Source organism: Streptomyces sp. NPDC020884 (assembly GCF_044333935.1).
Taxonomy (GTDB): domain Bacteria; phylum Actinomycetota; class Actinomycetes; order Streptomycetales; family Streptomycetaceae; genus Streptomyces.
Genome location: NZ_JBIRRY010000011.1, coordinates 395,721 through 419,172, shown reverse-complemented (window position 1 = coordinate 419,172; position 23,452 = coordinate 395,721). Strand labels below are relative to the sequence as shown.

The following is a 23,452-nucleotide window of genomic DNA, read 5'->3' as shown; positions in this document are numbered from 1 at the left end:
CCACCGTGGGCGGCGAGGAGGCCGTGCAGGCCGCCGGGATCACCGGCATGCTGCTGGCCGCCCGGCTCGCCGTGCCGGTGATGGCCGCCGCGCTGTCCGGGGGTGGCGTCAGACGAGGACGACGCAGGAGGCCGCGGGGACCTCGACGGAGCCCGCGTGCCGCGGGAGGCCCGTCTCTGCGTCCACGGCGAACCAGCTGACGTTCCCGGAGTGCTCATTGGCCGCGTACAGCCACTGGCCGCTCGGGTCGAGGGTGAGGTCGCGCGGCCAGCGGCCGCCGCAGCCGACGGTGGCCACCAGGGCCGCCTTCTCCCCGCCCTCGTCGAGGGTGAGCACCGAGATGCTGTCGTGGCCGCGGTTGGCGGTCCACAGGAAGCGCCCGTCGTGCGCGACGACCACCTCGGACGGATAGGTGCGCGCCGTCCCGTCACTCTCCTCGTGCTCGGGCAGCACCGGTGTCTCCCCGAGCACCTCGAGGCGGCCCGCCGCCGCGTCCCAGCGGCACACGGTGAGGGTCGCCTCCAGCTCGCCGAGGACGTAGGCGAGGGGGGCCGAGGGGTGGAAGGCCAGATGCCGCGGGCCGGTGCCCGGTCGCAGGGCCGTCTCGCCGTGCAGCCGCAGCGCGCCGGTGGCGGGGTCCAGGGCGCAGACGCGTACGGAGTCGGTGCCGAGGTCCACGCTGACCAGCCAGTTCCCGGAGGGGTCGGCGAGCACCTGGTGGGCGTGCGGCGCTTCCTGGCGGCCGGTGTCCGGGCCGCTGCCCTCGTGCCGGAGCACCGAGGCCGCCGGCCCGAGCGATCCGTCGGCGAGGACCGGGAGGGCGGTGACGCTGCCGGAGGTGTAATTGGCGGTGACCAGGTGGTTCGCGGTGAGCGCGAGGTGGGTGGGCGCATCGCCCCCGACCGCCCGGACGTGCCCCAGGAGGGCCGGTACGTCGCCGTCGAGGGCGAAGGCGGCCGCGACCCCCGGGGCGCTCTCCCCGACCGCGTACAGGGCCGTTTCGCCTGTTCGGGGGCCGACCGCGAGGAACAAGGGGTCGGGCACGGCGTCCGTGGATCCGAGCACGGTCAGCGCGCCGGTGTCCCGGTCCACGGCGGCGGCGGTGATACCGCGCCCGCCCGCCGAGGTGAACGACCCTATGAATGCCCGCCCGGCGCTGTTGCCGCTCATCGCGCTACCCCTCTTCACCGTCGCCGCGATCTTCACGGCCGACGGTAGCAGGCAGCCCTCTGCGGTCCAGACCAATGCGGCCGGAGGGAGGCAGAAGCCGTGCGGGACCGGGGACGGACCCGCCGCCCAGGGGGGGTGATCAGGGGCGGACCTGCCGCCCAGAGGGGTGATCAGGGGCGGACCTGCCGCCCAGAGGGTGATCAGGCCGGTTCGGGCGCCACGGCCGGCGCCCGGCCGCCCCGGCCCTGGAGCGGTGCCGCCAGCGCGGCGAGCGCGCGCTCCACGCCGTGCAGATGGGCCAGCGCGGGGTCCGCGGCGGCGGGAAGCTCGGGCAGTTGGAAGCCCCGGGAGCCCTCGGGCGCGGTGAGCGCCTCGACGGCCGCCTCGACGCGGCAGCACGCGGCCGACAGCCGTGCGTCGTGCGAGGCGTCCGGGTCGGCGGCGATGGAGGCCAGCCCCCGGACCTCCCGTACACAGTCGTCCAGGAGCGCGAGCACCTCTCGGGCCCGCGCCTTGCGGGCCGGCAGCGGGCTCAGGGGGTGCACCAGCGGCGCGAGCGAGAGCCGGACCCGGCCGAGCAGCACCTCCAGTTCGGCGACGCGGGGGCCGGGGTCGGCGGATGCGGAGCCGGCGAGCCGGTCGGCGGCCTCGGCGGTGCAGGCGTGCACGCACCGCAGCGCCCTCTGGATCCACGCGTCGGTGATGGCGTGGGTGGTGACGGGGAGCACCAGCAGCACGGCGAGCACCGCGCCGAGCGCGCCGACGGCGGTCTCCGCGACGCGCAGCCACAGCAGGGCGGCGTCCAGGACGCCGAGCACGCCGTAGAGCATGCCGACCATCACCGTCACGAAGAACATCATCCAGCTGTACGAGACCGCCGCCGTGTAGAAGATCCCGAAGACGCTGACCGCGACGATGGCGGCGGTCGGGGCGCCCGCGCCGTCGAGCGGGATGGCCACGGCGAAGCCCGCGACGATGCCGATCACGGTCCCCAGGACCCGCCGGAATCCCCGTACGAGAGTCTCACCGCGCGAGGTGGTGTTGACGAAGACCCACCAGGTGGCGCCCACGGCCCAGTACCACCGCTGGTCGGACAGGAGCTGGCCCAGACCGAGCGCGAAGGCCCCGCCCAGGGTGGCCTGGACGGCCTGGCGGGTGGTGACGCGGATCCGGCCCCGGCCCTTCGGGGGTGCGGGCGGGGCCACGACGGGCAGCCGCCGCTCGTAGCACCACAGGCCGAAGCGCACGGCGGACGAGGCGCACAGGGACAGCACGACGGCGACGTACAGCTCGGGCAGCTGGCCGGGCACGGTGTGCAGGAACTGGGCGGCGAAGAACGTCATGAACGCGAAGACGCCGAGCGCGTGCCCGCGCGGCCCCCAGCGCCGGGCGTAGACGCCCGCTCCCATCACGGTCAGGAAGATCAGGTCGCGGGCGACCGGCTGATCGTGCAGCACGGCGGCGACGGCGAGGACGGGCAGTCCGACGGCGGGGAGCAGGAGGGTGGTGACCGCCTGCCCGCGCACCGTCGGGTCGGTCACGGTGAAGAGGGCGAGCAGTGCCGCGAGGCCGCCCGTGATGGCCGCCACGAGCGAGTGCCCGGCCAGCCCGCACAGCGCGACCGCGAGACCGATGCCGAGCACGGCCCGGCCGGCGAAGCGCAGCCGTACCCGCCCCGGGTCCGGCGCCACGAACACCCTCTTCAGCACACTTCCGCCCCTTCCGCGTCTCCGCAGAACTCGCATGAAAAAGGCGCCGCGGAAGTCCGCAGCGCCATCGACATCACCATTGCAGCACCTATCGGGCCCTTGGATCAAACCGGGAGGATTTTTATGGGCCAATGGACCAGCGAAACTCCTGAACGGTCGGCCACCAGCAGACCAACGGACCATCGCGGGGCCGGGATGCGTACGCGTACTCATTCCCGCCGTGCCGGTGGCCCGGCCGCTGCCGCTCTCGCGGTGACGCGCTGTCGCGCGAGGCGAATCCCTCCCGCTGGGTACAGTCGGAGCCGCACCGGACGGCTCGGAAGGGGACTGCGGATCATGGCGGTGGACGCTCTCGACACCCGGATCCTGCGTCTGCTGATCGAGCAGCCGCGCACCAGCGTCAGGGAGTACGCGCGCATCCTCGGAGTGGCCCGCGGCACCCTTCAGGCCCGGCTCGACCGGCTGGAGCGCGACGGCGTGATCACCGGCACCGGGCCCACCCTCTCCCCCGCCGCGCTCGGCCACCCCGTGCTCGCCTTCGTCCACCTGGAGGTCACCCAGGGGCATCTGGTCGAGGTGGGCGACGCGCTGGCGGCTGTGCCCGAGATCATCGAGGCGTTCTCGACGACGGGCGGCGGAGACCTGCTGACCCGCGTCGTCGCCCGGGACAACGGGCACCTGGAGGACGTGATCCAGCGGCTGATCCAACTGCCCGGGGTCGTCAGGACGCGGACCGACGTGGCGCTGCGCGAACGGGTGGCGCACCGGGTGCTGCCCCTGGTGGAGGCCGTGGGGCGCACGGCGACGGCCCCGGACTGACCGGGCACGGCGGGCCGCGGCGGGCTCCGGCATGCTGGAGGCCATGACCTCCCGACCCGTATCCGCGTCCGGCCTCCACGTGATCTTCGACCTGGACGGGACGCTGGTGGACAGCGAGCCGAACTACTACGAGGCGGGGCGACGGCTGCTCGCCCGGTACGGGGTGCGGGACTTCGGCTGGGAGGACCACACCCGCTTCATCGGGATCGGCACCCGCGAGACCCTCACCGCGCTGCGCGAGGAGTACGGGATCGACGCCCCGGTCGAGGAACTGCTCGCCGGGAAGAACGACCTGTATCTGGAGCTCGCCGGGGCGTCGACGGAGGTCTTCCCCCAGATGCGGGTGTTCGTGGAGCGCCTGTACGCGGCCGGCGTGCCGATGGCGGTGGCCTCCGGCTCGTCCCGCGCCGCGATCGGGGCGGTGCTCGCGGTCACGGGCCTCGACGGGTACATCCCGCTGTACGTCTCCGCCGAGGAGGTCGCGCACGGCAAGCCGGAGCCGGACGTCTTCCTGGAGACGGCCCGGCGGATGGGGGCCGAGCCTGCCGACTGCGTGGTGCTGGAGGACGCCCCGCCCGGAGCGGCGGCCGCGCACGCGGCGGGCATGCGGTGCGTCGCCGTCCCCTATGTGCCGCAGACCGCGTCCGACCCGGCGTTCAAGGCCGCTGACCTGCTGTTCACGGGCGGGCAGTCCGCGTTCACGGCCGAGGCCGCGTACCGGCGGCTGCTCGGCTGACCCCGGGCCGGGCGGGGGTCCTCGGCGGCGGCGCGGACGCGGAGGGGTGCCGGACCGTCAGCCGGGGCCGCCGAAGGGGCCGTCGGGGCATTCGGGCTCCGCCGGACCGATATCCTGATCATGTCGTTCGCTCCCCTCCCCGGGCTCCGCCGGAGACCGGCGGAGCCGGGTCGGCCGACAGCCGGAACGGGCCCCACAATTCGAGACAGGTGTACAGGTGCTGGTAGCTGGTCGGTACCGATTGGTATCCCCCATCGGTCGTGGCGGCATGGGCGAGGTGTGGCGCGCCACGGACGAGGTGCTGGGACGCGCGGTGGCCGTGAAGCTGCTGCTGGGCGACCAGGCGGACGCCTCGTCGACCGCCCGCTTCCGGCTGGAGGCCCAGACCGCCGCCCGGTTGAGCCACCCGCATCTGGTGGCGGTGTTCGACTTCGGGGCCTGGGAGGACCGGTTCTTCCTGGTGATGGAGCTGGTCGAGGGGCAGAGCCTCGGAGACCTGCTGGCCGCCCAGGAGCGGGTCCATCCCGAACAGGTCGCCCTGATCGCGGGCCAGGCGGCCGCCGGGCTGGCCGCGGCGCACCGCCAGGGCATCGTCCACCGGGACATCAAGCCGGGCAACCTGATGCTGGACGCGGACGGTTCGGTGAAGATCGGCGACTTCGGCATCGCCCAGTTCGTCGACGATCCCTCGACCGCGCTGACGACGGCCGGTCACATCGTGGGCACCAGCCTCTATCTGGCCCCCGAGCGCGCGCTGGGACGGACGGCCGACTCCGCGTCCGACATGTACTCCCTGGGCTGCGTCGTCTATCAACTGCTGCTCGGACAGCCCCCGTTCCGCTCGGACACGGCGACCGCGACGTTGTATCAGCATGTCGACACCCCGCCGGTCCCGCTGCGGCAGCGCGGGGTGGAGATCTCCGCCGCCTTCGACTCGTATCTGCTCGGCCTGCTGGCCAAGCAGCCCGAGGAACGGCCCACCGCGCAGCAGGTCTCCGACTGGTTCCGCACCGACGCCTGGCGCGGCCGGCCGGAGCCCCTCCCCCAGCAGACGCCCACGTCCCACCGGGCGTCCGCCCCCATGGCCCCGAAGCCCTCCCCCGCCGCGCCGCCCGCGCCGGTCGGCCCGACGACGTACCGGCTCCCGGGGCCCACCGGGCGAAGACGGCAGGCGCCGACCCGATCGGCTCCGGCCCGCCGTCGCAGTACCCGTGAAGCGATACGACGGCGCCCGAGGGTGGCCAGTGCCATCGCGGGCACGGCCACGTTCCTGGCCGCCGTCTACCTGGGAATGATCCTGTTCTCCCCGGACTCCAGCTCCGCCGGCACCCCGGACCGGAGCCCGTCCCCAAGCCCCTCGCAGGAGGTCGGCGACGGCGGACAGCAGCCGGACCAGCAGGGCGGGGACCAGCAGAACCAGGGCCAGGACGGCGATCAGGGTCACGGGAACGAAGACGGGGACGACAAGCGGGACGACTGAGTCCGCCCACCGCTCCCGCGTCCACCGTCACCAGCGGTCGTGGACCTCCGCGCGGATCGACCGGTCGTACAGGTCCCGCACCGCGTCCAGGGTGCTCTGCGGCAGCGGCGGCAGGTCCCCGGCCGCCGCGTTGGCGCGGGCCTGTTCCACCGAGCGTGCGCCGGGGATGACGCTGGTGACGCCCGGCTGCTGGATGATCCAGCGCAACGCGGTCTGCGCCGGGGTGACGCCCTCGGGGGCCAGTTCGGCGAAGGCGGCGGCCGCGGCGATACCGGTCGCGTAACCGATGCCGGAGAACGTCTCGCCCTGGTCGAACGCCTCGCCGTTGCGGTTGTAGGACCGGTGGTCGTCGGGGCCGAAGACCGTGTCCGCGGTGTACTTGCCGGAGAGCAGCCCGGAGGCGAGCGGGACCCTCGCGATGATGCCGACGCCCGCGGCGGCCGCCGCCGGAAGGACCTCGTCCAGCGGCTTGAGGCGGAACGGGTTGAGGATGATCTGCACGCTCGCGACGCCGGGCCGCGCGATGGCCGTCAGGGCCTCGGCGCAGGTCTCCACGCTCACCGCGTAGGCGGCGATCCGCTGCTCGGCGACCAGGGTGTCCAGCGCGTCGTAGACGGCGTCGGAGGAGTAGACGCTGCTGGGTGGGCAGTGCAGTTGTACGAGGTCGAGCGTGTCGGTGCCCAGATTGGCCCGGGAACGGTCGTTCCAGGTACGGAAGTTGTCCAGGACGTAGTTCTCCGGCACCTGGTCGGCGCGCCGACCCATCTTGGTGGCGACGAAGACGCCCGCGTCGGGGCGGTTCTTGAGATAACGGCCGATGAGCTGTTCGCTGCGGCCGTCCCCGTACACGTCCGCGGTGTCGAAGAAGGTGACGCCGGATGCGACGGCCGCGTCGAGGAGGGCGAAGGCGTCGTCCTCCGCGACCTCGCCCCAGTCGCTCCCGAGCTGCCAGGTGCCCTGTCCGACGACCGGGACGTCACGGCCGGTCCTGCCGAGTGTGCGCTGTTCCATGAGGATCATGCTATTCCGCTTCTCCGGTCGGGGGTGAGGCCGGAAGGGGAGGAAGGGACGGTCGGGAGTGGACGGCGGCAGGAGCACCTCTGCCGCCGTCCACGTTTCGGGGCCGCCCGGGGGCGGGCGGGGCCGGGGATCAGCCCCGGTACTGCGCGAGGACCCGGGTGAAGTCCCACGGCTGCTGTCCGACACCGGAGCAGGTGTCGGCGCCGCCGCCGGTGCAGGGGCGGTCGCGGTTGACGGACCAGAAGGTCAGCCGGGCGAGGTGCCGCTGCTGGGCGTAGGCGAGGATGGTGCGGAAGTCGGCGACGGTGATGGTCTCGCCGACGTCGGTGGTGCCGTTCATCGAGGAGATGCCGGTGTGCCGGTAGGCCTGGTCGTCGCTGTAGCCGTAGGCGTTCTTGACGGCGGTCTTGAGGCCTTCGGCGGCGCGGACGCTGAGCGTGCCCATGTTCTGGCCGTTGCCGCCGAAGTTGAACGGCATGATCGTCCAGCTGTCGACGGTGAGGCCGGCCTGGGCGGCCCGGTCGATGAGGCTGGTGTCGGGACCGTTCTGGCCGGTGCCGAAGGTGACGTAGAGCTTGATGCCGGTGTTGTTCGCCCGGATCGTCTTCAGCGCGTCCACGGTGCGCTGCTGGACCGTCGGGGAGTCGTAGGCGGCCGCCTCGATGTCGATGTCGATGGCCTTGAGCCCGTACGCGTCGATGACCTTCTGGTAGGCGGCGGCCAACTCGCCCGCGCTGCCGCAGGAGCTCTCCAGCTTGTTGCCGCTCCAGCCGCCGAACGACGGGATCACGTCACCGCCGGCCGCCCGTACGGTGTTGATGGTCTGCTGGTCCACGCCACCGGTGAGCGGACGGCCGCCGTCCCACTGGGGGTTGCAGTAGCCGTTGCTCAGGACGAAGGCGAGGGTGAACCAGGTGACGCCGGTCGCGTTCATCACGGTCGTCGGGCTGGGCGGGCTGCCCCAGCCGTTGTACAGGTAGGGGGCCACGGCCATCGGGGCGCCGCCCGGGTCGGGGTCGCCGCCGCCGGCCGGAGCGGTCCACTTCTGGTTGGCCGCGCCGGTACACGTCCACAGCTGGAGTCTGGTGCCGTTGGCGGAGCTGTTGCCGGTCGCGTCGAGACACTTGTCGGCCGCCGCGGAGACGATGTCGCGGGCGGCCGATATCCCCCACCGCTGGTTGGCGCTGCCGGTGCAGTCCCACAGCTGGAGGACGGAGCCGTTGACCGTCGCGCCGTCCTTGACGTCGAGACACTTGCCGAGCGCGCGCACGGTGCCGTCGGAGCGCACGTCCCACTGCTGGGCGCCGGATCCGTTGCAGTCGTAGAGCTGCACGGCGGCGCCGTTGGCGGCGGACGCTCCCGCCACGTCCACGCACTTGCCGCCGATGCCGGAGATCTGGCCGACCGCGGCGACGGCCGCGGTGGCGGGGCTGCTCGGGATCAGGAACGCGGCCATGGCGGCGAGCGCCAACGCGGGCAGCGCGAGGCGTCCGAGCCGTCTTCGAGGGGAACGGGGGGTCTCGGTCATTGCGGTCACCGTCCTGGTCGGAGAAGGCCGGCGCCCGTCCGCGGACTGCCGCGGACGGGCGCCGGGGCTGCTGGTTCCGCTGCTCAGTCGCCGGTCGTCACACGGACGTAGTCGATGACCATCTGCTGCGGGAACTGGGTGCTGCCGTCGGGGTCGCCGGGCCAGTAGCCGCCGACCGCGAGGTTCAGGATGAGGAAGAAGGGCTTGTTGAACACCCACTGGTTGCCGCCGAGGTCGGCCGGGCTGCGCCGCTGGAAGACGTTCCCGTCGACGGACCAGGTGATGGAGTCGGGCGCCCAGTCGATGGAGAAGGTGTGGAAGTCGTCGGCGAACGCCTGCCCGTTGGGCAGGCTGTAGGAGGCGCCGATCCCGCCGGAGCCGGAGTATCCCGGGCCGTGCAGGGTGCCGTGGACGGTGCCGGGTTCGAAGCCGACGTTCTCCATCACGTCGATCTCGCCGCTGTTCGGCCAGCCGACGTTGCCGAAGTCGTCGCCCAGCATCCAGAACGCGGGCCAGATGCCCTGGCCGCGCGGGATCTTGATCCGGGCCTCGACATGGCCGTAGGCGGCGGCGAACTTGCCGGAGGTGTTGAGCCGGGACGAGGTGTACTCGCAGGTCCCGTACCAGCACTGGTAGTTGCCCGGGTTCTCCTTCCGGGCGGTGATCACGAGGTTGCCCTGGCCGTCGAGTGCGGCGTTGTCGTTGCCCGGGGTGTAGTACTGCCGCTCGTGGTTGTTGACGTTGTCGCCGGTCTCGAGCTGCCACTTGCCGCCGTCCACGGCCGCGCCGGCCGGTCCGTCGAACTGGTCCTCGAAGGCGACGGCCTGGGTCCCCGGTCCGGGGGCAGGTGCGGCGGACGCTCCGCCGGGGAGTGCGGTCAGGATGGCGGAACAGCAGAGCAGCGAGGCCGCGTAGAGGGCGACGCGGCGGCGCCGGGAGACGCTGCGCGCCGTGGAGTGCGTGGGGTGCACGGTCATCACATCACTTCGCGTGGGGGGGCATGCGCATGACAGGTGAACGCCGAGAGGTGAACGGTTGGGGCGATCACCTCGGACGCATATTTCAATTCTTGATTTAAGGGAGTGCCGCAGGAGCCGTCAATAACCTGGTCCAGACCGGAGAGGGAACGGCATGCGCATCTGGCATATGCACCTGAAGACAGCGGCCCGTCGTGCGGTTCACCCCGTGCGGCCGCAGAGTGGAGATACCGGCGAAGGGAGCACGACGTGGAGAACGACGGCACACCGCGGCCCCACTTCGTCGTGCAGATCCACGACGCGCGACGCCTGCACTTCGACTTCCGGCTGGAGGTCGACGGCGTACTGAAGTCCTGGGCGGTGCCCCGCGGGCCATCGGAGAACCCCAGCGACCGCCGGCTCGCCGTGCCGACGGAGGATCACGCCCTGGAATACCGCGCGTTCGAAGGGGTCATCCCCCGGGGCCAGTCCGGCAGCGGCACGGTCATCGTCTGGGACCAGGGCACCTACCGGCCGCTCGGGCACGACGGGCAGGGCGACTCCGTCCCCTTCGCCGAGTCCCTGGACCTCGGCCACGCGACGTTCTGGCTGTACGGGGCGAAGTTGCACGGCGAGTTCGCCCTCACCCGCATCCAGAAGGGCGACGAGCCGGACAGCGGCGGCCACGAGGCGTGGTTGCTGATCAAGGCCAACGACCGTCTCGCCGTGCGCGGCAGACCCGGCTCCCCTGACCCGTACCACGCCCGGTCCGCCCGCACGGGACGGACGCTGCACCAGGTCGCCTCGGCGGCGGCCCGGGAGCCCGGGGGCTGACCACGCACCCCCGGGGCGCCACTTGTTCGCCTCCGGGCTCCCGGGCCGGGGACTCCTAGGCTCCTGAACCGGGGCCCCCTAGGCTCCCTGGCCGGGGATCTCGGCGAGCACGTCCGTGTAGAGCGACCGCCGGTCGGGCCGGGCGTGGGCGGCGGCCCGGCGCAGGACCGGAACCGCCGCCGTGCCGAAGCCGACGAGCGCCTCCCGGGCAGCCCTCCTGACCACCGGCTTCGTATGGTCGAGGAGCCCGACGAGATCGGGCAGCGCCGGTTCCCAGGAGGCACGGCCGAGCGTCCGGACCGCCATGCGCACCACGTCCGGCAGCGGGTCCGACAACAGGAGCCCGGTGAGCCGGGCGTGGGTGGCCCGGTCGAACAGCGCGCGCGAGGTCCGGTGGGCGTGCAAGCGCACTCCGGCACGCGGGTGGCGCAGCAACTCCTCCACCAGGGTGCGCAGCCCCGGGTCCGGATCGGCTCCGGGCGCCTGCTCCTCGACGAGGCGGGTGAGGACACGACGGGTCTGCTCGGGCGTTCCGGTGCGGGCGAGGCCGAGCAGTTCCGCCGTCGACGGCGGGTTCGCGGGGGCGGCCCGCGTCCGGGACGGGGTGCGCAGGGCGTCGAACGCGACGGCGTCCTCGCGTTCGGCCCCCGGCGCGCGCAAGGGGCCCCCGACGAGGACGAGCGCGTCGGCGAGAGCCTCGCGGCCTTCGGTACGCAGGAGGCGCTCGGCCCTGCTCAGCACGGGGGTCCGGAGCAGGCGCCGGCCGGTCAGCAGGTCGAGCAGCCCGAGGTCGCCCGCCTCGATGCGAGGCGCCAGAAAGTGGGCGAGGACGTCGGCGGGAACGTAACACAGCGTGCTGCGGGCGGCCTCGTGCACGGCGGGCGAACCGTGCTCCCACCAGCCGACGATCAGCGGGACGAGCGGTGGCAGGTCGTCCTCGGGCAGCCGGGCCGCCCAGTGCAGCGCCCGTTCGGGCAGCACCCCGCGGGCGGTCAGTTCCACGACGGCGGGGTGCCGTCCGCCGCCGTCCGGGAGCCGGTTATCGGCCTGGCGCTCGTGGCCCCCGGATCGACCCTCGGTGTCGGCTTCGGTGTCGGTGTCGGTGTCGGCTTCGATGTCGGCGTCGGCTTCGATGTCGGCGAGGAAGCTCACGGAGGCGTCGGGGAGGACGTCGACCCGGCCGCGCAGATACGCCCGCAGTACGGCGAGCGACGCCTCCGGCTCCGGCCAGTCGCGCAGGGCCCGCGCGGCGGCACTCCGGCGCTCCGTCCCCCCGGCGTCCAGCATGGCCAGCAGCCGGGCCCGCTGGGCCGCCGAACGGGGCTGATCGAGACCGTCCGCCCGTACCCGAAGCGATGAGGCGCCGGCGGCCGCGCTCGCCGCCCGGGTCTCGGCGATGGTCCACTCGGGCGCGTCGAACGGCTGGAGCTCGGTCATCCAGTCGACCAGCCGTCCCCGCACCAGGGGTGCGGCCCCCGGGTACGCCTCGACGAGCGCGCACAGCAGTTCCCGAGACCCGGGCACGGCGGGGGCGCGAAGCCCCCGGAACTCCGTCAGCGCTTCGGGCGTCCGTACCGCCTCGACCAACTGATCGTGCCAGCGGGCGTGTTCAGCGGTCACGGGCCGGTCCGCCGGTACGCCGAACGCCTCGCGGAGCACGGCGGGCGCGGACCGCCAGGGGTCGGCGCCGCGGTGGGCGGCGGTCAGCGCCCGGTCGAGGTCGGCGCGGACGAGCACCGCGCCCAGGGCCCGGAGCAACGCGAGGGGGGAGACGGTCGTGCCGGGCCTGGGCAGGCTCTCCGGGGCGGCGGGCGGCAGGGTGCGGAGCCCCTCGACGAGGGTGAAACGCTGGACGGCGGACAGCCGCGGCGCCACGGCGTGCAGCACCTCGATCAGTTCGCCGGCCGATTCGGCGGGCTCCCTTCCGGCCATGGCACCGCCGGACCCGTCCGGCTCTCCCCCACCCGTCATGGCGTCGAACACGTCGGTCACCGTGGCGGTGTGCCGGGCGAGGACCGCCACCTCGTCGGCGGACCACGGCCCCGGGCACAGGCGCAGTGCGCACCGCAGGAGGCGGCTGCGGAGTCCGATGTCGCCGGTGCTGTCGGCCAGGCCGAGCCACCGGTCCAACAGGGCGCGCGCCGAGGGGGGTCCGCCGTCGGTGACGCGGTCCGGGAGTGCGGGCCGCCGGGCGATGCGCAGGGCGAGCGCGGGGTCCCATCCGGTCCGGAGCAGAGCCGCCACGTCCGGGTCGGAGCCGCCGGTGGCCCCGGGCGGGGCGTCCGGTGCCGGCACGCCGTGCCGGGCCAGCGGTTCCGCCAGCTCCTCCAGGGAGCCGGCGGCGAGCCGGACGCCGCCGTCGGCGAGGAGCGTCAGCAGAGCGGGGACGACCGGCGAGACCCCCGCGTCCAGGGCGAGCACGGCGCGGGCGGTCACCTCCTGGTCGAGGGCGCTCAGCAGCAGACGGCGGGCCCGCTCGTCGCGGGCGGCTTCGGCGGCGGCGAGGAGCGTGGCGACGTAGGCATCGCCCACGACGGCCCGCAGCGCCCGCTTCGACGCGGACCGCAGGCCCGGGTTGTCGTCGCGGCCGAGCGCCCGCAGGAGGTGCGGGACGGAGGCGGGAGCGCCCGTGTGGAGCAGGGCGGCCGCCGCGGTCTTCCGGATGTTCATGTTCGGGTGGTGGAGGCAGGCGGCGACCGCCTCGCCCGCCCAGCGGGCCCGTGCCGTGCCCAGGGCCAGCAGGGCCGCCCGTATGGTCCGGATGTCCGGGTCCGAGGTGAGCGGGACGAGCGTCGCCGACAGGGCCCGCGCGTCCTCGCCCGAGGCATCGTGCGCCAGCAGGGCGATGACGTGCTTGCGCACGTGCGGGTCGCGGCTGCGCAGCAGGCGGTGCACCCGGGCCCGGGTGGACGCGGTCGCGGGGACCTGGAGCAACGCCTTGAGCAGCACCGCCTGTTCGCCGCCGGTGAGCCCGGGGCGCTCCAGCAGGCCGAGCACGGTCGCGGTGAGGAGCGCGTGGCCCGCGCCGGCGCCGTCCGCCGTGTCGAGCAGACAGACGGGCCTGATCCGGCGCCGTGCCCGCAGCCGGCTCCCCAGCGCGCGCACCGCTTCCAACGCCTCCGGCGGCAGCTCCGGTTCGCCGTCCGGCCGGGCCTGACCGCCTTCCGACCGGGACACGGGCCGGCCGGGAGCGTCCGGCCGGGGCGCCGCGAGATCCCGCACCAGGCGCAGGAGCAGGTCGGCGACGAGGGGCAGGGCCCCCGCACCGGCGTGGCCGGCGATCCGGCGCAGTGCCGCCACGGGGTCGTCCACGTCCACGCGGGCGCGCAGCACGGCCAGTTCCCCCTCGTCGGGGGCGCCGAGGTCGGCCTCGATGTCGGCCGGGAGGGCCTGGGGGTCGAGCCGGGCGAGCAGGTCCCGGCGCTGCCCGGGGTCGGGGGTGAGGTGCCACAGGAGGGCCAGCGCCCGGTCGCGTACGGGGCGCAGTTCGGGGGCGACCGGGAGACGTGGCGAGTCGTCCGGGGCCCTGTTCGGACCGTCCGCCGGGGCGTCGAGGCCGAAGCCCCGGGCCAGCGTCGATCGCGTACGGCCCCCGCCGATGGCCTCCAGGGCGTCCAGCGCGGCGGCCGGGGCCGTGGGCAGCAGGGCGAGCACCGCTTCTTCGGCGCTCGGGGGACGCAGGGCGCGGATCGCGTCGAGGAACGGGCGCGGGGTGCGGGCGGCCGGGAGGAGCCGTGCGACGGCCTCGCCGATGGGGAGGTCGGCGGCCCCCTGCCGCGCCAGGGCGAGCAGCAGTTCCAGGCGGCGCGGCCAGTCCGGGGCGGTGGGCGGGGCAGCGGTGAGGGCGTCGAACAGCGGGCGGCGGCAGGTGTAGAGAACCGTGGCGAGGTCATCGGCCGGCAGCGTGTGGTCGGCCAGGGCCAGGGCGAGGAGCGGTCCGGCGTCCGGATCCGTCGGGAAGTGGCCGCGCCGGTGCAGTCCGCGCAGACAGGTCAGCACGGGCCCGGCGAGCAGGAGGGGGTCCGTGGCGGCCAGGGCCACCAGGCGGCCGATGTCGGTGCGCTCGGCCCGTTCGCCGAGGAGTTCCACGGCCTGCCGGCGCGGGGCCGAAGCGACGGTCGGGTCCTCGGCCGCGCTCCACAGCAGCGACGGGTGACCGTGCCGGGCTCCGGCGACCAGAGCGGCGGCCGCGAGCGCCGCCGTGCTCCCGGCGTCGCCGCAGCCGCCGCCCCCGGCCCCCGCCGACCGGGCCGGCAGCGACGGGTCCACCGGGGTCACCGTCGCCCAGGGTTCGGCGAGTTCGCGCAGCGCACCGGTGACGACGGCGTGGTCGGACGCGTCGAGGAGCCGGACCAGCCGACCGCGTACGAACGCCGGGGCGAGCAGTCCGCCGTGCAGTCCCTCGCGGGCCAGCCGCAGCGCCTCGGTCTGGAGGACCGGGTCCCCGGTGCCGACGAGTTCGGCGACGAGCAGATCCGGGCGGCGCGCGTCGGCGGCGTCGCTCTCGCGGACGGCCCGGTAGAGGAGTTCGCCCGCCGGTTCCGTGCGCAGGACCGCCGGGTCGCCGAGGAGTTCGGTCCGCAGCCAGGCGATCCGCACCCGGGCGGGCAGCGCGGCCGCACGCCAGTCGGGCAGCCGGGGCCGCCGCGCCCCGAGCCGGGCGTGGAGCCCCGCGAGCAGGAGCGACTCCTCGGGCGAGGCCCCCGCGGAGTCGGGCAACAGGCCGGGCGGCAGGGCGCGGCGCCCCGCACCGCTCGCTCCCCCGGCGTCCGGGGTGTCCGTGCGTTCGGCGAGGAGGGTGAGGCCGAGGTGCCGGATCCGGGGTGCGGAGTGCCGGACCATCCGGCCGAGCAGTTCCGGCGGGCAGGTACGGGCGTCGAGGAGCCGGGCGAGCCGACCGGCGTCGGCGCGGTCGAGGGCGGCATGGACCGGTTCGTCCGGGAGGTTGGTCACCGACGGAGCGTAGAGGGCAGGTTGCTTCCGACGCCTCCGGTTATCCGGACGCCGGGTATCGCCCCGGCCCTTCGTGATCGATGATGTGGCCCGGGGCCGCGGCCCCGGCAGGAGCAACGGCCGTTCGACGAAAGGGTTGTGATGCGGGAACTGCCACCGGACCCGGCGACGACGGACGCACGGGAGGTGTCCCGTACGGGAGAGGACGCCCAGGTGATCGTGGTGGGGGCGGGCCCGGCCGGCTCGTCGGCCGCGTATCACCTGGCGCGGGCCGGAGTGGACGTGATCCTGCTGGAGAAGGCCCGCTTCCCCCGGGAGAAGGTGTGCGGCGACGGTCTCACGCCGCGCGCGGTGCATCAGCTCATCCGGATGGGCGTCGACATCGGCGCACCGGGCTGGACCCGTTCGCGCGGTATGCGCTGGGTGGCCGGGGAGCACCGGGTGCACATCGACTGGCCCGCGCTGGGCCGCTATCCGGACTTCGGCCTGTCCCGGAGCCGGCACGACTTCGACGACATCCTGGCCCGGCACGCCGTGGCGGCCGGGGCCCGGCTCCACACCGGCTGGAAGGCGGAGCGGCCGCTGACGGACCGGGCGGGCCGGGTCACGGGGGTCGCCGCGACCTCGGACTCCCCGGACGTCCCGGAACCGGTCGACTTCCGCGCGCCGGTCGTCATCGCCGCCGACGGGGCGTCCGCCCGTCTCGCCCTGGCCCTGGGCATCGAGCGGGACCCCCGCCGGAAGATCGCGACGGCCGCCCGGCGCTACTACCGCAGTCCCGAACGCTCCCGGGAGGAGTACCTGGAACTCTGGGCCGATCTGCGCTTCCCCGACGGTGGGCCGTACCTTCCCGGCTACGGCTGGATCTTCCCGATGGGCGACGGCCGGGTCAACGTCGGGCTCGGGGCGCTTCCCCACCGGCGGCACAGCAAGCCGGACCTGCGCGCGACCCTGGACCAATGGCTGGCGCGGACCCCGGAGGAGTGGGGGCTGCGCGAGGAGAACGCGGAGGGCCCGGTCCGCAGCGCGGCCCTGCCCCTCGGTTTCAACCGTCATCCGCTGTACGCCCGCGGGCTGCTGCTGGTCGGCGACTCCGGCGGGATGGTCAGCCCCTGGAACGGCGAGGGCATCGCCCAGGCCATGGAGGCGGGCGAGGTCGCCGCCGAGACCGCGGCCCTGGCCCTGGCCCACCCCCGGGGGCCCCGCCGCGAACAGGTGCTGCGCGGCTATCCGGTGGAGATGAACCGCCGCTGGGGCCGCTACTACCGGCTGGGCAACACGGCCGCGGACCTGATCTTCAGCCGCTCGGGCTTCCAGCCCGTGCTCAACCGGTACGTCATGGGCTCGCCGTTCCTCCTCAACACCCTGGCCCGGCTGCTCACCGACCTCACGGACAAGCCCTCGCGCGATGTGATCGACCATGTCCTCAACACGGCGTTCCGTCTCGTCCCGGCCCCGCGGCCGGGCCTGCGCGGCGGACGGATCCGCAAGCGCTGACGGTGGGGCGGGGCCGGATCGGCCCCGCCCGGCGAGGTGCGCGCCCGCGCGCCGAAGTCCCCGGCGAGGGCGACGGCTTGAAAGGCCCTTGTGCCGGGCAGGCCGGTCACGGAACACCCGAACGGTGCTCTACAGGCCTGTAGATTGAGCTCTGCCGGGCCGTCGGTTTTCCGGACGGTCCTCGCTCCACTCCGCCCCAGAGAAAGCAGCAACCATGTTCGGGATCGGCGAGCTCACTCTCCTTCTCCTGGTGATCGTGGCGGTGCTGGCCGTGAAGAGGCTGCCCGAGCTCATGCGGTCGGCCGGAAAGGCCGCGCGCATCCTCAAGAGTGAGAAGCGGGCGTTCAAGGACGAGGAAGGCCGGGCGACGGGAGCCGACCAGCCCCCGTCGTCCCCGCGGGTGATCCGCGGGGAGACGGCGGAGCGGGACATGCCCTGAGGGCTGTGTCCCGGGGCCCTTGGGCGAGAGGGCCTAAGGCGCGGCCGGCGGGTGCAGCAGCCGGGCGAGCAGGTCGTCCAGGCTGACGAGTCCGGTGAGCCCGCCCTCCCCGTCGCGTACGACCGCGATCGTGGCCCGCCGCTCACGCAACTGCTCCACCGCGTGGGCCGCGGTCGCGTCCTGGGACAGTTCCGGGACGGGGCGGGCCAGGGCGCGGGCGAGGACGTCCCGGCCTCCGGCGCGGGCCACCAGGGCGTCCCGGGCGTGCACCGATCCGAGGACCTCCTCGCCGTCCCGGACCAGCAGGCGGGTGCGGTCGGCCTCGGCGGCGGTGGCCAGGATCCGGTCGAGCCCGGCGTCCGCGGGGACCGCCGCGATCTGCTCGACGGGGATCCGGAGTGCGGACAGCGGCGTCTGCGGCTCGGTCAGGGACCGGGTCATCAGTCCGGAGTCGCCCTTGCTGATCAGGCCGAGCCGCTCGGACTCCTCGATGAGGTGGGTGAGCTGGTCGCGGTTGTGCACCGAGGTGAGTTCGTCACGCGGGGTGACCCGGCACAGCCGTACGAGGGCGTTGCTGATCGCGTTCAGCAGCCGGATCAGCGGGCGAACGGCGCCCACGACGGCGCGGAAGGACGGGCTCAACAGCATCGCGGAGCGCTCCGGGTGGGCGATGGCCCAGGACTTCGGAGCCATTTCGCCGACCACCATGTGCAGGAAGACGACGACGATCATCGCCAGCGCGAAGGCGATGCCGTAGCTGAGTGCCGCGGGCAGTCCGAGCCGCTCCAGCAGCGGGTCGAGCTCGTGCGAGATCGCGGGCTTGGACACCGAGCCCAGGCCCAGGGTGCAGATGGTGATGCCGAGTTGGGCTCCCGCGAGCATCAGCGACAGCTCGCGCATCCCGGCGAGCGCCGCCTTGGCCCCGCGCCGGCCCTGGGCTGCGGCCTGTTCCATCCGGTGCCGCTTGGAGGCGACCAGGGCGAATTCGGCGGCGACGAAGAAGCCGCTGCCGATCAGGAGCAGGACGGTCACGAAGAGCGCCATGGGGAAGCTCATGCCTGCGGCTCCTGTTCAGTGCGTTCGGCGCTTTCGGTGCCTCGGGTGCCTTCGGCGGGTTCGATGCGGACGTACTCGGCGACGTGCCGGTCCAGGGAGCGGACCTCGATGAGGACCGCGCCGGCGGTGAGCCGGTCGCCCACGGTGGGGAAGCGGCCGAGCCGCTCGATGATCAGTCCGGCCAGGGTGTCGTAGTCGTCGCTCTCCTGGGGCAGTTCGACGCCGGTGGCCTCCTCGATCTCGTCGAGGCGGCGGCCGGCGTCCACCATCCAGCCGGAGCCGTCGGCGACCGCGAGTTCGACGACGGTGTCGGACTCGTCGGCGATGTCCCCGACGAGTTCCTCGGCGATGTCCTCGTAGGTGACGATCCCGGCGAGACCGCCGTGCTCGTCCAGGACGACGGCGAACTCGTCGTCGCGCTCACGCATCTGCGCGACCGCCGCCGGGAGCCGCAGGAGCTCCGGCAGCAGGAGGGGGCGGCGCGCCAGGGAGCCGACGGTGGCGCGCCCGATGTCGGCGGTGGGCAGACGCATCAGCTCCCGTACGCCCAGGACCCCGGCGGGGTCGTCGGGATGGTCCCCCAGCACCGGGTAGTTGGAGTGCCCGTGCCGGGCGATCAGCTCGACGGCCTCGGCGGCGAGGGCGTCCCGGCGGACGAAGGCCACGTCGGCGCGTGGCACCATCACCTCGCCCAGGGTCCGCTCGGAGAACTCCAGGGCGTGATCGATGAGTTCGGCGGTGGCGGCCGGGAGTTCGCCCTGCTCGTGGGATTCGCCGATCAGATGGCCCAGCTCCTCCAGGGTCGCGCCGTGGTGGAGCTCCTCGACCGGTTCGATGCCGATCCGGCGCAGCAGCCGGTTGGCGACGCCGTCGAAGACGTGCACCACGGGGCCGACGATCCGCAGGTAGATCAGGGTGGAGGAGGCGAGCGACTTGGCCATGCTCTCGGGTACGGCGAGGGCCAGGTTCTTGGGGGCGAGTTCGCCGAGCACCATCTGGATGACGGTCGCCACCACGAAGGAGAGCGCCACGGAGACGGCCGACACGAGGCCGTCGGACAGGCCCGTGCCGTTCAGGGCGGGGCGCAGGAGGGCGGAGACGGACGGTTCGGCGAGGAAGCCGACGACGAGCCCCGTGACGGTGATGCCGAGCTGCGCGCCGGAGAGCATGAAGGAGAGGCGCTCCAGCACGGTCACCGCGCGGGCGGCCCGCTTGTCCCCGGCCGCGGCCTCCCGGGAGAGGGTCAGCCGGTCGGCGGACACGTACGCGAACTCCTGGGCCACGAAGTAGCCGGTTCCGGCGGTGAGGACGAACACGGCCAGGAGGCCGAGCAGGGCGGAGGTCATCGCTCACCCGCCCGGTGCGGGGCCGGTTCGATACTCCGGGGGCCCTGGGGACCTGGGGGTGCGGACTCCGAGGGCCCCGAAGGGCCCGGACTGGCAGACAACGCATAGCTCCTTGTCGACGGGTTCACGAACTTTACAGTCACGTAGACCTGACGAGTCCGGCCCCCGCGGGGGCCGGGGACGGTCCGGCACCCCCTACAGCGGCGTCGCCGCCTCCAGGACGAGGAACAGCGCGACGGCCGCGTTCAGCGCGGACAGCGCGGAGACGGTCGTGCCGGCCGCGGCGACGAGCGCGGCGACGCCGGCCGGGGTGAGGGCGGGGGGCCAGCCCCGGTCCGGCGGCACCGGACCCAGGAGCGCGGCCACCCGGCGCGGCACCGGCCCCGCGGCGGCGAACGCGGCGAAGGCCGTGCCGCCGGGGACCGGGCGGGAGACGAGCGCCGCCTTGCCGACCGCGCGGGCCGTCAGCCGGCGGTCGCCGGTGACCCGGGCCGCCTCCTCGTCCGCCCAGCGCTCCGTGCTGTAGACCAGGGCTCCGAGCAGCGGCCAGAGCAGCGGGTTGACGCATCCGGCCAGCCGGGTCGCGAGCAGCAGCCGGTGGTGGCGTCCCGCCAGATGGGCCCGCTCGTGGGCGAACAGCGCCCGGCGCTCGGCCGGTTCGAGGGAGGCGAGCAGGGCGGTGGAGACCATCACCCGGCCCGGGGAGCCGGGGAGCGCGTAGGCGTACGGGACACGGTCCGGCAGTACGGCGACGTCGCCGTCCCGGCGCAGCCCCGCGAGCGCCCGGTGGGCCCGCGCCCGGAAGCGGTAGTGGCGGTGCACGGTGAACCCGCAGGCCGCCGTCACGACGACGAGCGCCAGGATGGACGCCTTGCCCGCGAAGGCGTCGTGCGGCACGGCCTCGCGGACCTCGTCGTCGGACCAGCCGTCGGGCAGCGGATTGCCGGGCAGTTGGGCCGTGCCGACGACCACCAGCAGTCCGAGGCAGACCAGGCTGCACGAGGCGAGGATGACGGCGACGGTGGTCAGCAGCCGGGCGGCCCTGCGGGGATGCAGGTGCTGTTCGGCCAGGCGTGCGATCGGCAACGCGGTGAGGGGCAGGACGAGGGGCAGGTAGACGAAGACGCCCATCGTCAGCGCTCCGGCCGGTCCGTGGGCGCTCCGGTGCCGTCGGGACCGCTCTCGGCGAGCAGGGCCCGCAGCAGGTCCTCGTCGTGCGAGGAGAGAACGGAGACGAAGCTGGAGAGCACCGCGTCGCGGTCGCTCTGCTTGTCGAGGAGCCGGCGCATCCGCAGGGCGGCGAGCCCGGCCTCGTTGGCTACCGGTTCCCACAGGACGGGACGCCCCCGCCCGGTGCGTGAGACCGCCTGCTTGGCGTGCAGACGCGTCAGGATCGTGATGACGGTGCTGTACGACAGGCCGCCGCCGAGCCGCTCCAGGACCCAGGCGGCGGTGACCGGCTCGCTCGCCCCGCCCAGCACCGACAGCACCTGGGCCTCCAGCTCGCCCTGGCCACGCCTGCGGACAGGCGATTCCCGCTCGCCACCGGCTCCTTCGGCGTCCACGGTCCGCCCCCTTTCTCCGTCGCACCGCCCGGCCGTGGCGCTTCGCCTGCCGGGCATCGGGAAATCGTATCCAGTCGGCGGCGGGACCGGCCACCGGCCGGCTCCGGGTCGCATCGCCTCCTGGCCGCAAAAATCTACAGTGCTGTAGATTTTATTCATTGCCGCAGCGCGTCCGCGCCGTCACCCCTGGCGTGGCCGCCACCACGTGAACACCCGTCACCGCACAAGGGAGAACATCATGGGCGTGAGCCTCGCCAAGGGCGGAAACGTCTCGCTGAGCAAGGAGGCTCCGGGGCTGACCGCGATCCTCGTCGGTCTCGGCTGGGACGTCCGCACCACCACCGGCACCGATTACGACCTGGACGCGAGCGCACTGCTCTGCGACGAGGCGGGCAAGGTGCTGTCCAACGAGCACTTCATCTTCTACAACAACCTGAAGAGCCCCGACGGGTCGGTCGAGCACACCGGCGACAACCTCACCGGTGAGGGCGAGGGCGACGACGAGATCGTCAAGGTCGACCTCGCCTCGGTGCCCGCGACCGTCGCGAAGATCGTGTTCCCGGTCTCGATCCACGACGCGGAGAGCCGGGGCCAGAGCTTCGGTCAGGTCCGCAACGCCTACATCCGGGTGGTCAACCAGGCGGGCGGCGCGGAGATCGCGCGCTACGACCTGAGCGAGGACGCCTCCACCGAGACGGCCATGGTCTTCGGCGAGCTGTACCGGCACGGCGCCGAGTGGAAGTTCCGTGCGGTCGGGCAGGGTTACGCATCCGGCCTGAGCGGCATCGTCGCCGATTTCGGCGTCAGTCTCTGAGTCACCGGGACACCGGACACGTACCCAGGGCCGAAGTCACCCCAGGCACCCAGTCACCGAAGGCGGAACGATGACGATCAACCTCACCAAGGGCCAGCAGGTCAGCCTCACCAAGTCCGGCGGCGGCGAGCTCGGCGTCGTACGGATGGGGCTCGGCTGGAAGTCCGCTCCCCGTAAGGGATTTCTGGCGCGGCTGACCGCCCGCGAGATCGACCTGGACGCCTCGGCGGTGCTCTTCGCGGGCTCCGATCCGCAGGACGTGGTCTTCTTCCAGCACCTGACCAGCGACGACGGATCGGTCCAGCACACCGGGGACAACCGGGTCGGCGGGGCCGGCCAGGGCGGCGACGACGAGTCCATCGTCGTCGACCTGCGGCGCGTGCCGGTCCATGTGGACCAGATCATCTTCACGGTCAACTCGTTCACCGGCCAGACCTTCGAGGAGGTCGAGGCGGCCTTCTGCCGTCTGGTCGACGAGAGCAACGGCCAGGAGCTGGCCCGGTACACCCTGACCGGCGGCGGGCGGCACACCGCCCAGATCATGGCCAAGGTCCAGCGGACCGGCTCGGGCTGGCAGATGACCGCGATCGGCGCGGCGGCCGACGGGCGGACCTTCCAGGACCTCATGCCCGCGGTCGTGCAGCACCTCTAGGCACACCGCACCGGCATCCCCCGGTGGGGGTGCGCACGCGGCAGGTGCGCACCCCCACCGGGCGGACCACCCACCACACCCGCATCGACACCGGCACCGACACCTGCATCGACCGAGGGACAGCATGGGCAGACCTTCCCGGCTCGGGGACGAGGACAGATCCGACTACGCGAGCGCACTCGACGAGGTGATCGCCTCCCCGGAGTTCCGCGGCCCGCTCGAACGCTCGGGGGTCCCCGGCGGCCGGCTGCGCGTCCTCGGCCTGTCGGCCGTCGCGCGCACGACCGCGGCCGCCGAGACCGAGTACCGGCGGTACGCGGCCCTGCGGCGGCAGGCGTCGGGCGGGCGGCGGGACGCCGGGACGTCACCGCTCTCGGGGCCGGGCGATCAGGAGCGGCCGGGCGCCGGTGTGCTGGCGGTCCTCGGGGTGCTGCTACCGGTGCTCGCCGGCGTGGCCGCGGTGACGTTCCTGCTCCTCGGGTACGGGCTGCGGCTCGCCGGGACCCTGCCGGACCTGGCGGGCACCCTCGTCGGCGTCGGCTGGTCCAGTCTGGCGGTCGCGGCGGTCACGGGCCTGGTCACCGTCGTCGCCCTCTACCGCACGGCGGCGCAGCAGCCGGCGGCGGTCACGGCGGCCGTGCCCGACCGGTCCCCGGCTCTGGAGGAGGCCCGGGAGGCCTGGCTCGCGGCGCTGCGCGACCGGGGGATCCGGCCCTTCCTCCTCCAGCGGCTCGAGGAGGAGACGGTGGCGGGTCCGGGCGACGGCCCCCGCTTCAGCCCGCCGGCCTTCGCGGGACCCGAGTTCTCCGGTCCGGGCTTCGACGGTCCCGGCGGCGTCGCGGGGCCACGCCTCCCCGACACCCGCCGCTGAGGCCCCG

The 23,452-nt window shown here is 73.9% G+C and carries 19 protein-coding genes; 9 read left to right on the top strand and 10 right to left on the bottom strand.

Going from position 1 to position 23,452, the window contains the following annotated elements:
- Positions 1-108 precede the first annotated feature (108 nt).
- Together ACH4UK_RS31690 and ACH4UK_RS31685 are read right to left on the bottom strand one after the other, a co-directional pair.
- Complete coding sequence (locus ACH4UK_RS31690; RefSeq protein WP_398361846.1) at positions 109-1,170, bottom strand: lactonase family protein; 1,062 nt, start codon at positions 1,168-1,170, stop codon at positions 109-111.
- A 200-nt stretch (positions 1,171-1,370) separates the two neighbouring features.
- The gene (locus ACH4UK_RS31685; RefSeq protein WP_398361845.1) at positions 1,371-2,879 is read right to left on the bottom strand and encodes an FUSC family protein; all 1,509 of its coding nucleotides are present in this window, start codon (positions 2,877-2,879) and stop codon (positions 1,371-1,373) included.
- A gap of 336 nt (positions 2,880-3,215) precedes the next feature.
- Here ACH4UK_RS31685 and ACH4UK_RS31680 point away from each other — a divergent pair, with 336 nt between their 5' ends.
- The 3 genes from ACH4UK_RS31680 (at position 3,216) to ACH4UK_RS31670 (ending at position 5,914) form a co-directional block, all read left to right on the top strand.
- Positions 3,216-3,698: an Lrp/AsnC family transcriptional regulator gene (locus ACH4UK_RS31680; protein WP_398361843.1), complete on the top strand. Its 483-nt coding sequence runs from the start codon at positions 3,216-3,218 to the stop codon at positions 3,696-3,698.
- A gap of 43 nt (positions 3,699-3,741) precedes the next feature.
- A complete protein-coding gene (locus ACH4UK_RS31675; protein WP_398361842.1) occupies positions 3,742-4,434 on the top strand; it encodes an HAD family hydrolase in 693 nt (230 codons plus the stop codon).
- Positions 4,435-4,702: 268 nt separating this feature from the next.
- Positions 4,703-5,914: a serine/threonine-protein kinase gene (locus tag ACH4UK_RS31670; protein WP_398361872.1), complete on the top strand. Its 1,212-nt coding sequence runs from the start codon at positions 4,703-4,705 to the stop codon at positions 5,912-5,914.
- A 27-nt stretch (positions 5,915-5,941) separates the two neighbouring features.
- Here ACH4UK_RS31670 and ACH4UK_RS31665 read toward each other — a convergent pair whose 3' ends face one another.
- The 3 genes from ACH4UK_RS31665 to ACH4UK_RS31655 form a co-directional block, all read right to left on the bottom strand.
- Positions 5,942-6,934: an aldo/keto reductase gene (locus ACH4UK_RS31665; protein WP_398361840.1), complete on the bottom strand. Its 993-nt coding sequence runs from the start codon at positions 6,932-6,934 to the stop codon at positions 5,942-5,944.
- A gap of 130 nt (positions 6,935-7,064) precedes the next feature.
- Positions 7,065-8,462, bottom strand: a complete 1,398-nt coding sequence (locus ACH4UK_RS31660; protein WP_398361838.1) for a ricin-type beta-trefoil lectin domain protein — start codon at positions 8,460-8,462, stop codon at positions 7,065-7,067.
- A gap of 83 nt (positions 8,463-8,545) precedes the next feature.
- Positions 8,546-9,439, bottom strand: coding sequence for a family 16 glycosylhydrolase (locus ACH4UK_RS31655; protein ID WP_398361836.1), 894 nt, complete (start codon positions 9,437-9,439; stop codon positions 8,546-8,548).
- 249 nt (positions 9,440-9,688) lie between these two features.
- On the opposite strand from ACH4UK_RS31655, the gene ACH4UK_RS31650 reads away from it, so the two are divergent.
- Positions 9,689-10,252 carry a DNA polymerase ligase N-terminal domain-containing protein gene (locus tag ACH4UK_RS31650; RefSeq protein WP_398361834.1) on the top strand — a complete coding sequence of 188 codons (564 nt, stop codon included), beginning with the start codon at positions 9,689-9,691 and terminating at the stop codon, positions 10,250-10,252.
- Positions 10,253-10,330: 78 nt separating this feature from the next.
- On the opposite strand, the gene ACH4UK_RS31645 is transcribed toward ACH4UK_RS31650, so the two are convergent.
- On the bottom strand, positions 10,331-15,205 hold the full coding sequence (locus ACH4UK_RS31645) for a HEAT repeat domain-containing protein (protein WP_398361832.1): 4,875 nt from the start codon (positions 15,203-15,205) through the stop codon (positions 10,331-10,333).
- Between the two features lie 141 nt (positions 15,206-15,346).
- On the opposite strand from ACH4UK_RS31645, the gene ACH4UK_RS31640 reads away from it, so the two are divergent.
- Both ACH4UK_RS31640 and ACH4UK_RS31635 read left to right on the top strand, forming a co-directional pair.
- Positions 15,347-16,702 carry a geranylgeranyl reductase family protein gene (locus ACH4UK_RS31640; RefSeq protein WP_398361831.1) on the top strand — a complete coding sequence of 452 codons (1,356 nt, stop codon included), beginning with the start codon at positions 15,347-15,349 and terminating at the stop codon, positions 16,700-16,702.
- Between the two features lie 214 nt (positions 16,703-16,916).
- Positions 16,917-17,141 (top strand): twin-arginine translocase TatA/TatE family subunit, encoded by a 225-nt coding sequence (locus ACH4UK_RS31635; protein WP_398361829.1) that lies wholly within the window; start codon positions 16,917-16,919, stop codon positions 17,139-17,141.
- 33 nt (positions 17,142-17,174) lie between these two features.
- On the opposite strand, the gene ACH4UK_RS31630 is transcribed toward ACH4UK_RS31635, so the two are convergent.
- From ACH4UK_RS31630 to ACH4UK_RS31615, 4 genes are all read right to left on the bottom strand, one after another.
- A complete protein-coding gene (locus ACH4UK_RS31630) occupies positions 17,175-18,197 on the bottom strand; it encodes a hemolysin family protein (RefSeq protein ID WP_398361828.1) in 1,023 nt (340 codons plus the stop codon).
- Positions 18,194-19,543 carry a hemolysin family protein gene (locus ACH4UK_RS31625; RefSeq protein ID WP_398361826.1) on the bottom strand — a complete coding sequence of 450 codons (1,350 nt, stop codon included), beginning with the start codon at positions 19,541-19,543 and terminating at the stop codon, positions 18,194-18,196. The genes ACH4UK_RS31630 and ACH4UK_RS31625 overlap by 4 nt, the downstream gene beginning before the upstream one ends.
- 195 nt (positions 19,544-19,738) lie before the next feature.
- Entirely contained in the window at positions 19,739-20,674 is a 936-nt protein-coding gene (locus ACH4UK_RS31620; protein ID WP_398361825.1) for a M56 family metallopeptidase, read from the bottom strand.
- Positions 20,675-20,676: 2 nt separating this feature from the next.
- On the bottom strand, positions 20,677-21,108 hold the full coding sequence (locus ACH4UK_RS31615) for a BlaI/MecI/CopY family transcriptional regulator (RefSeq protein ID WP_398361823.1): 432 nt from the start codon (positions 21,106-21,108) through the stop codon (positions 20,677-20,679).
- A 238-nt stretch (positions 21,109-21,346) separates the two neighbouring features.
- On the opposite strand from ACH4UK_RS31615, the gene ACH4UK_RS31610 reads away from it, so the two are divergent.
- The 3 genes from ACH4UK_RS31610 (at position 21,347) to ACH4UK_RS31600 (ending at position 23,445) form a co-directional block, all read left to right on the top strand.
- Positions 21,347-21,922 (top strand): TerD family protein, encoded by a 576-nt coding sequence (locus ACH4UK_RS31610; protein WP_032792079.1) that lies wholly within the window; start codon positions 21,347-21,349, stop codon positions 21,920-21,922.
- A 70-nt stretch (positions 21,923-21,992) separates the two neighbouring features.
- Positions 21,993-22,574 carry a TerD family protein gene (locus ACH4UK_RS31605; RefSeq protein WP_398361821.1) on the top strand — a complete coding sequence of 194 codons (582 nt, stop codon included), beginning with the start codon at positions 21,993-21,995 and terminating at the stop codon, positions 22,572-22,574.
- Positions 22,575-22,698: 124 nt separating this feature from the next.
- The gene (locus ACH4UK_RS31600; RefSeq protein WP_398361819.1) at positions 22,699-23,445 is read left to right on the top strand and encodes a hypothetical protein; all 747 of its coding nucleotides are present in this window, start codon (positions 22,699-22,701) and stop codon (positions 23,443-23,445) included.
- The last annotated feature ends 7 nt before the right edge of the window (positions 23,446-23,452 follow it).

Excerpts from the sequence above, each read along its gene's own strand:
- ACH4UK_RS31635 (WP_398361829.1), top strand. The coding sequence starts at position 16,917 with ATGTTCGGGATCGGCGAGCTCACTCTCCTTCTCCTGGTGATCGTGGCG.
- ACH4UK_RS31600 (WP_398361819.1), top strand. The coding sequence starts at position 22,699 with ATGGGCAGACCTTCCCGGCTCGGGGACGAGGACAGATCCGACTACGCG.
- ACH4UK_RS31640 (WP_398361831.1), top strand. The coding sequence starts at position 15,347 with ATGCGGGAACTGCCACCGGACCCGGCGACGACGGACGCACGGGAGGTG.
- ACH4UK_RS31680 (WP_398361843.1), top strand. The coding sequence starts at position 3,216 with ATGGCGGTGGACGCTCTCGACACCCGGATCCTGCGTCTGCTGATCGAG.
- ACH4UK_RS31620 (WP_398361825.1), bottom strand. The coding sequence starts at position 20,674 with ATGGGCGTCTTCGTCTACCTGCCCCTCGTCCTGCCCCTCACCGCGTTG.
- ACH4UK_RS31610 (WP_032792079.1), top strand. The coding sequence starts at position 21,347 with ATGGGCGTGAGCCTCGCCAAGGGCGGAAACGTCTCGCTGAGCAAGGAG.
- ACH4UK_RS31665 (WP_398361840.1), bottom strand. The coding sequence starts at position 6,934 with ATGATCCTCATGGAACAGCGCACACTCGGCAGGACCGGCCGTGACGTC.
- ACH4UK_RS31605 (WP_398361821.1), top strand. The coding sequence starts at position 21,993 with ATGACGATCAACCTCACCAAGGGCCAGCAGGTCAGCCTCACCAAGTCC.
- ACH4UK_RS31630 (WP_398361828.1), bottom strand. The coding sequence starts at position 18,197 with ATGAGCTTCCCCATGGCGCTCTTCGTGACCGTCCTGCTCCTGATCGGC.
- ACH4UK_RS31675 (WP_398361842.1), top strand. The coding sequence starts at position 3,742 with ATGACCTCCCGACCCGTATCCGCGTCCGGCCTCCACGTGATCTTCGAC.
- ACH4UK_RS31625 (WP_398361826.1), bottom strand. The coding sequence starts at position 19,543 with ATGACCTCCGCCCTGCTCGGCCTCCTGGCCGTGTTCGTCCTCACCGCC.
- ACH4UK_RS31655 (WP_398361836.1), bottom strand. The coding sequence starts at position 9,439 with ATGACCGTGCACCCCACGCACTCCACGGCGCGCAGCGTCTCCCGGCGC.
- ACH4UK_RS31670 (WP_398361872.1), top strand. The coding sequence starts at position 4,703 with ATGGGCGAGGTGTGGCGCGCCACGGACGAGGTGCTGGGACGCGCGGTG.
- ACH4UK_RS31690 (WP_398361846.1), bottom strand. The coding sequence starts at position 1,170 with ATGAGCGGCAACAGCGCCGGGCGGGCATTCATAGGGTCGTTCACCTCG.
- ACH4UK_RS31660 (WP_398361838.1), bottom strand. The coding sequence starts at position 8,462 with ATGACCGAGACCCCCCGTTCCCCTCGAAGACGGCTCGGACGCCTCGCG.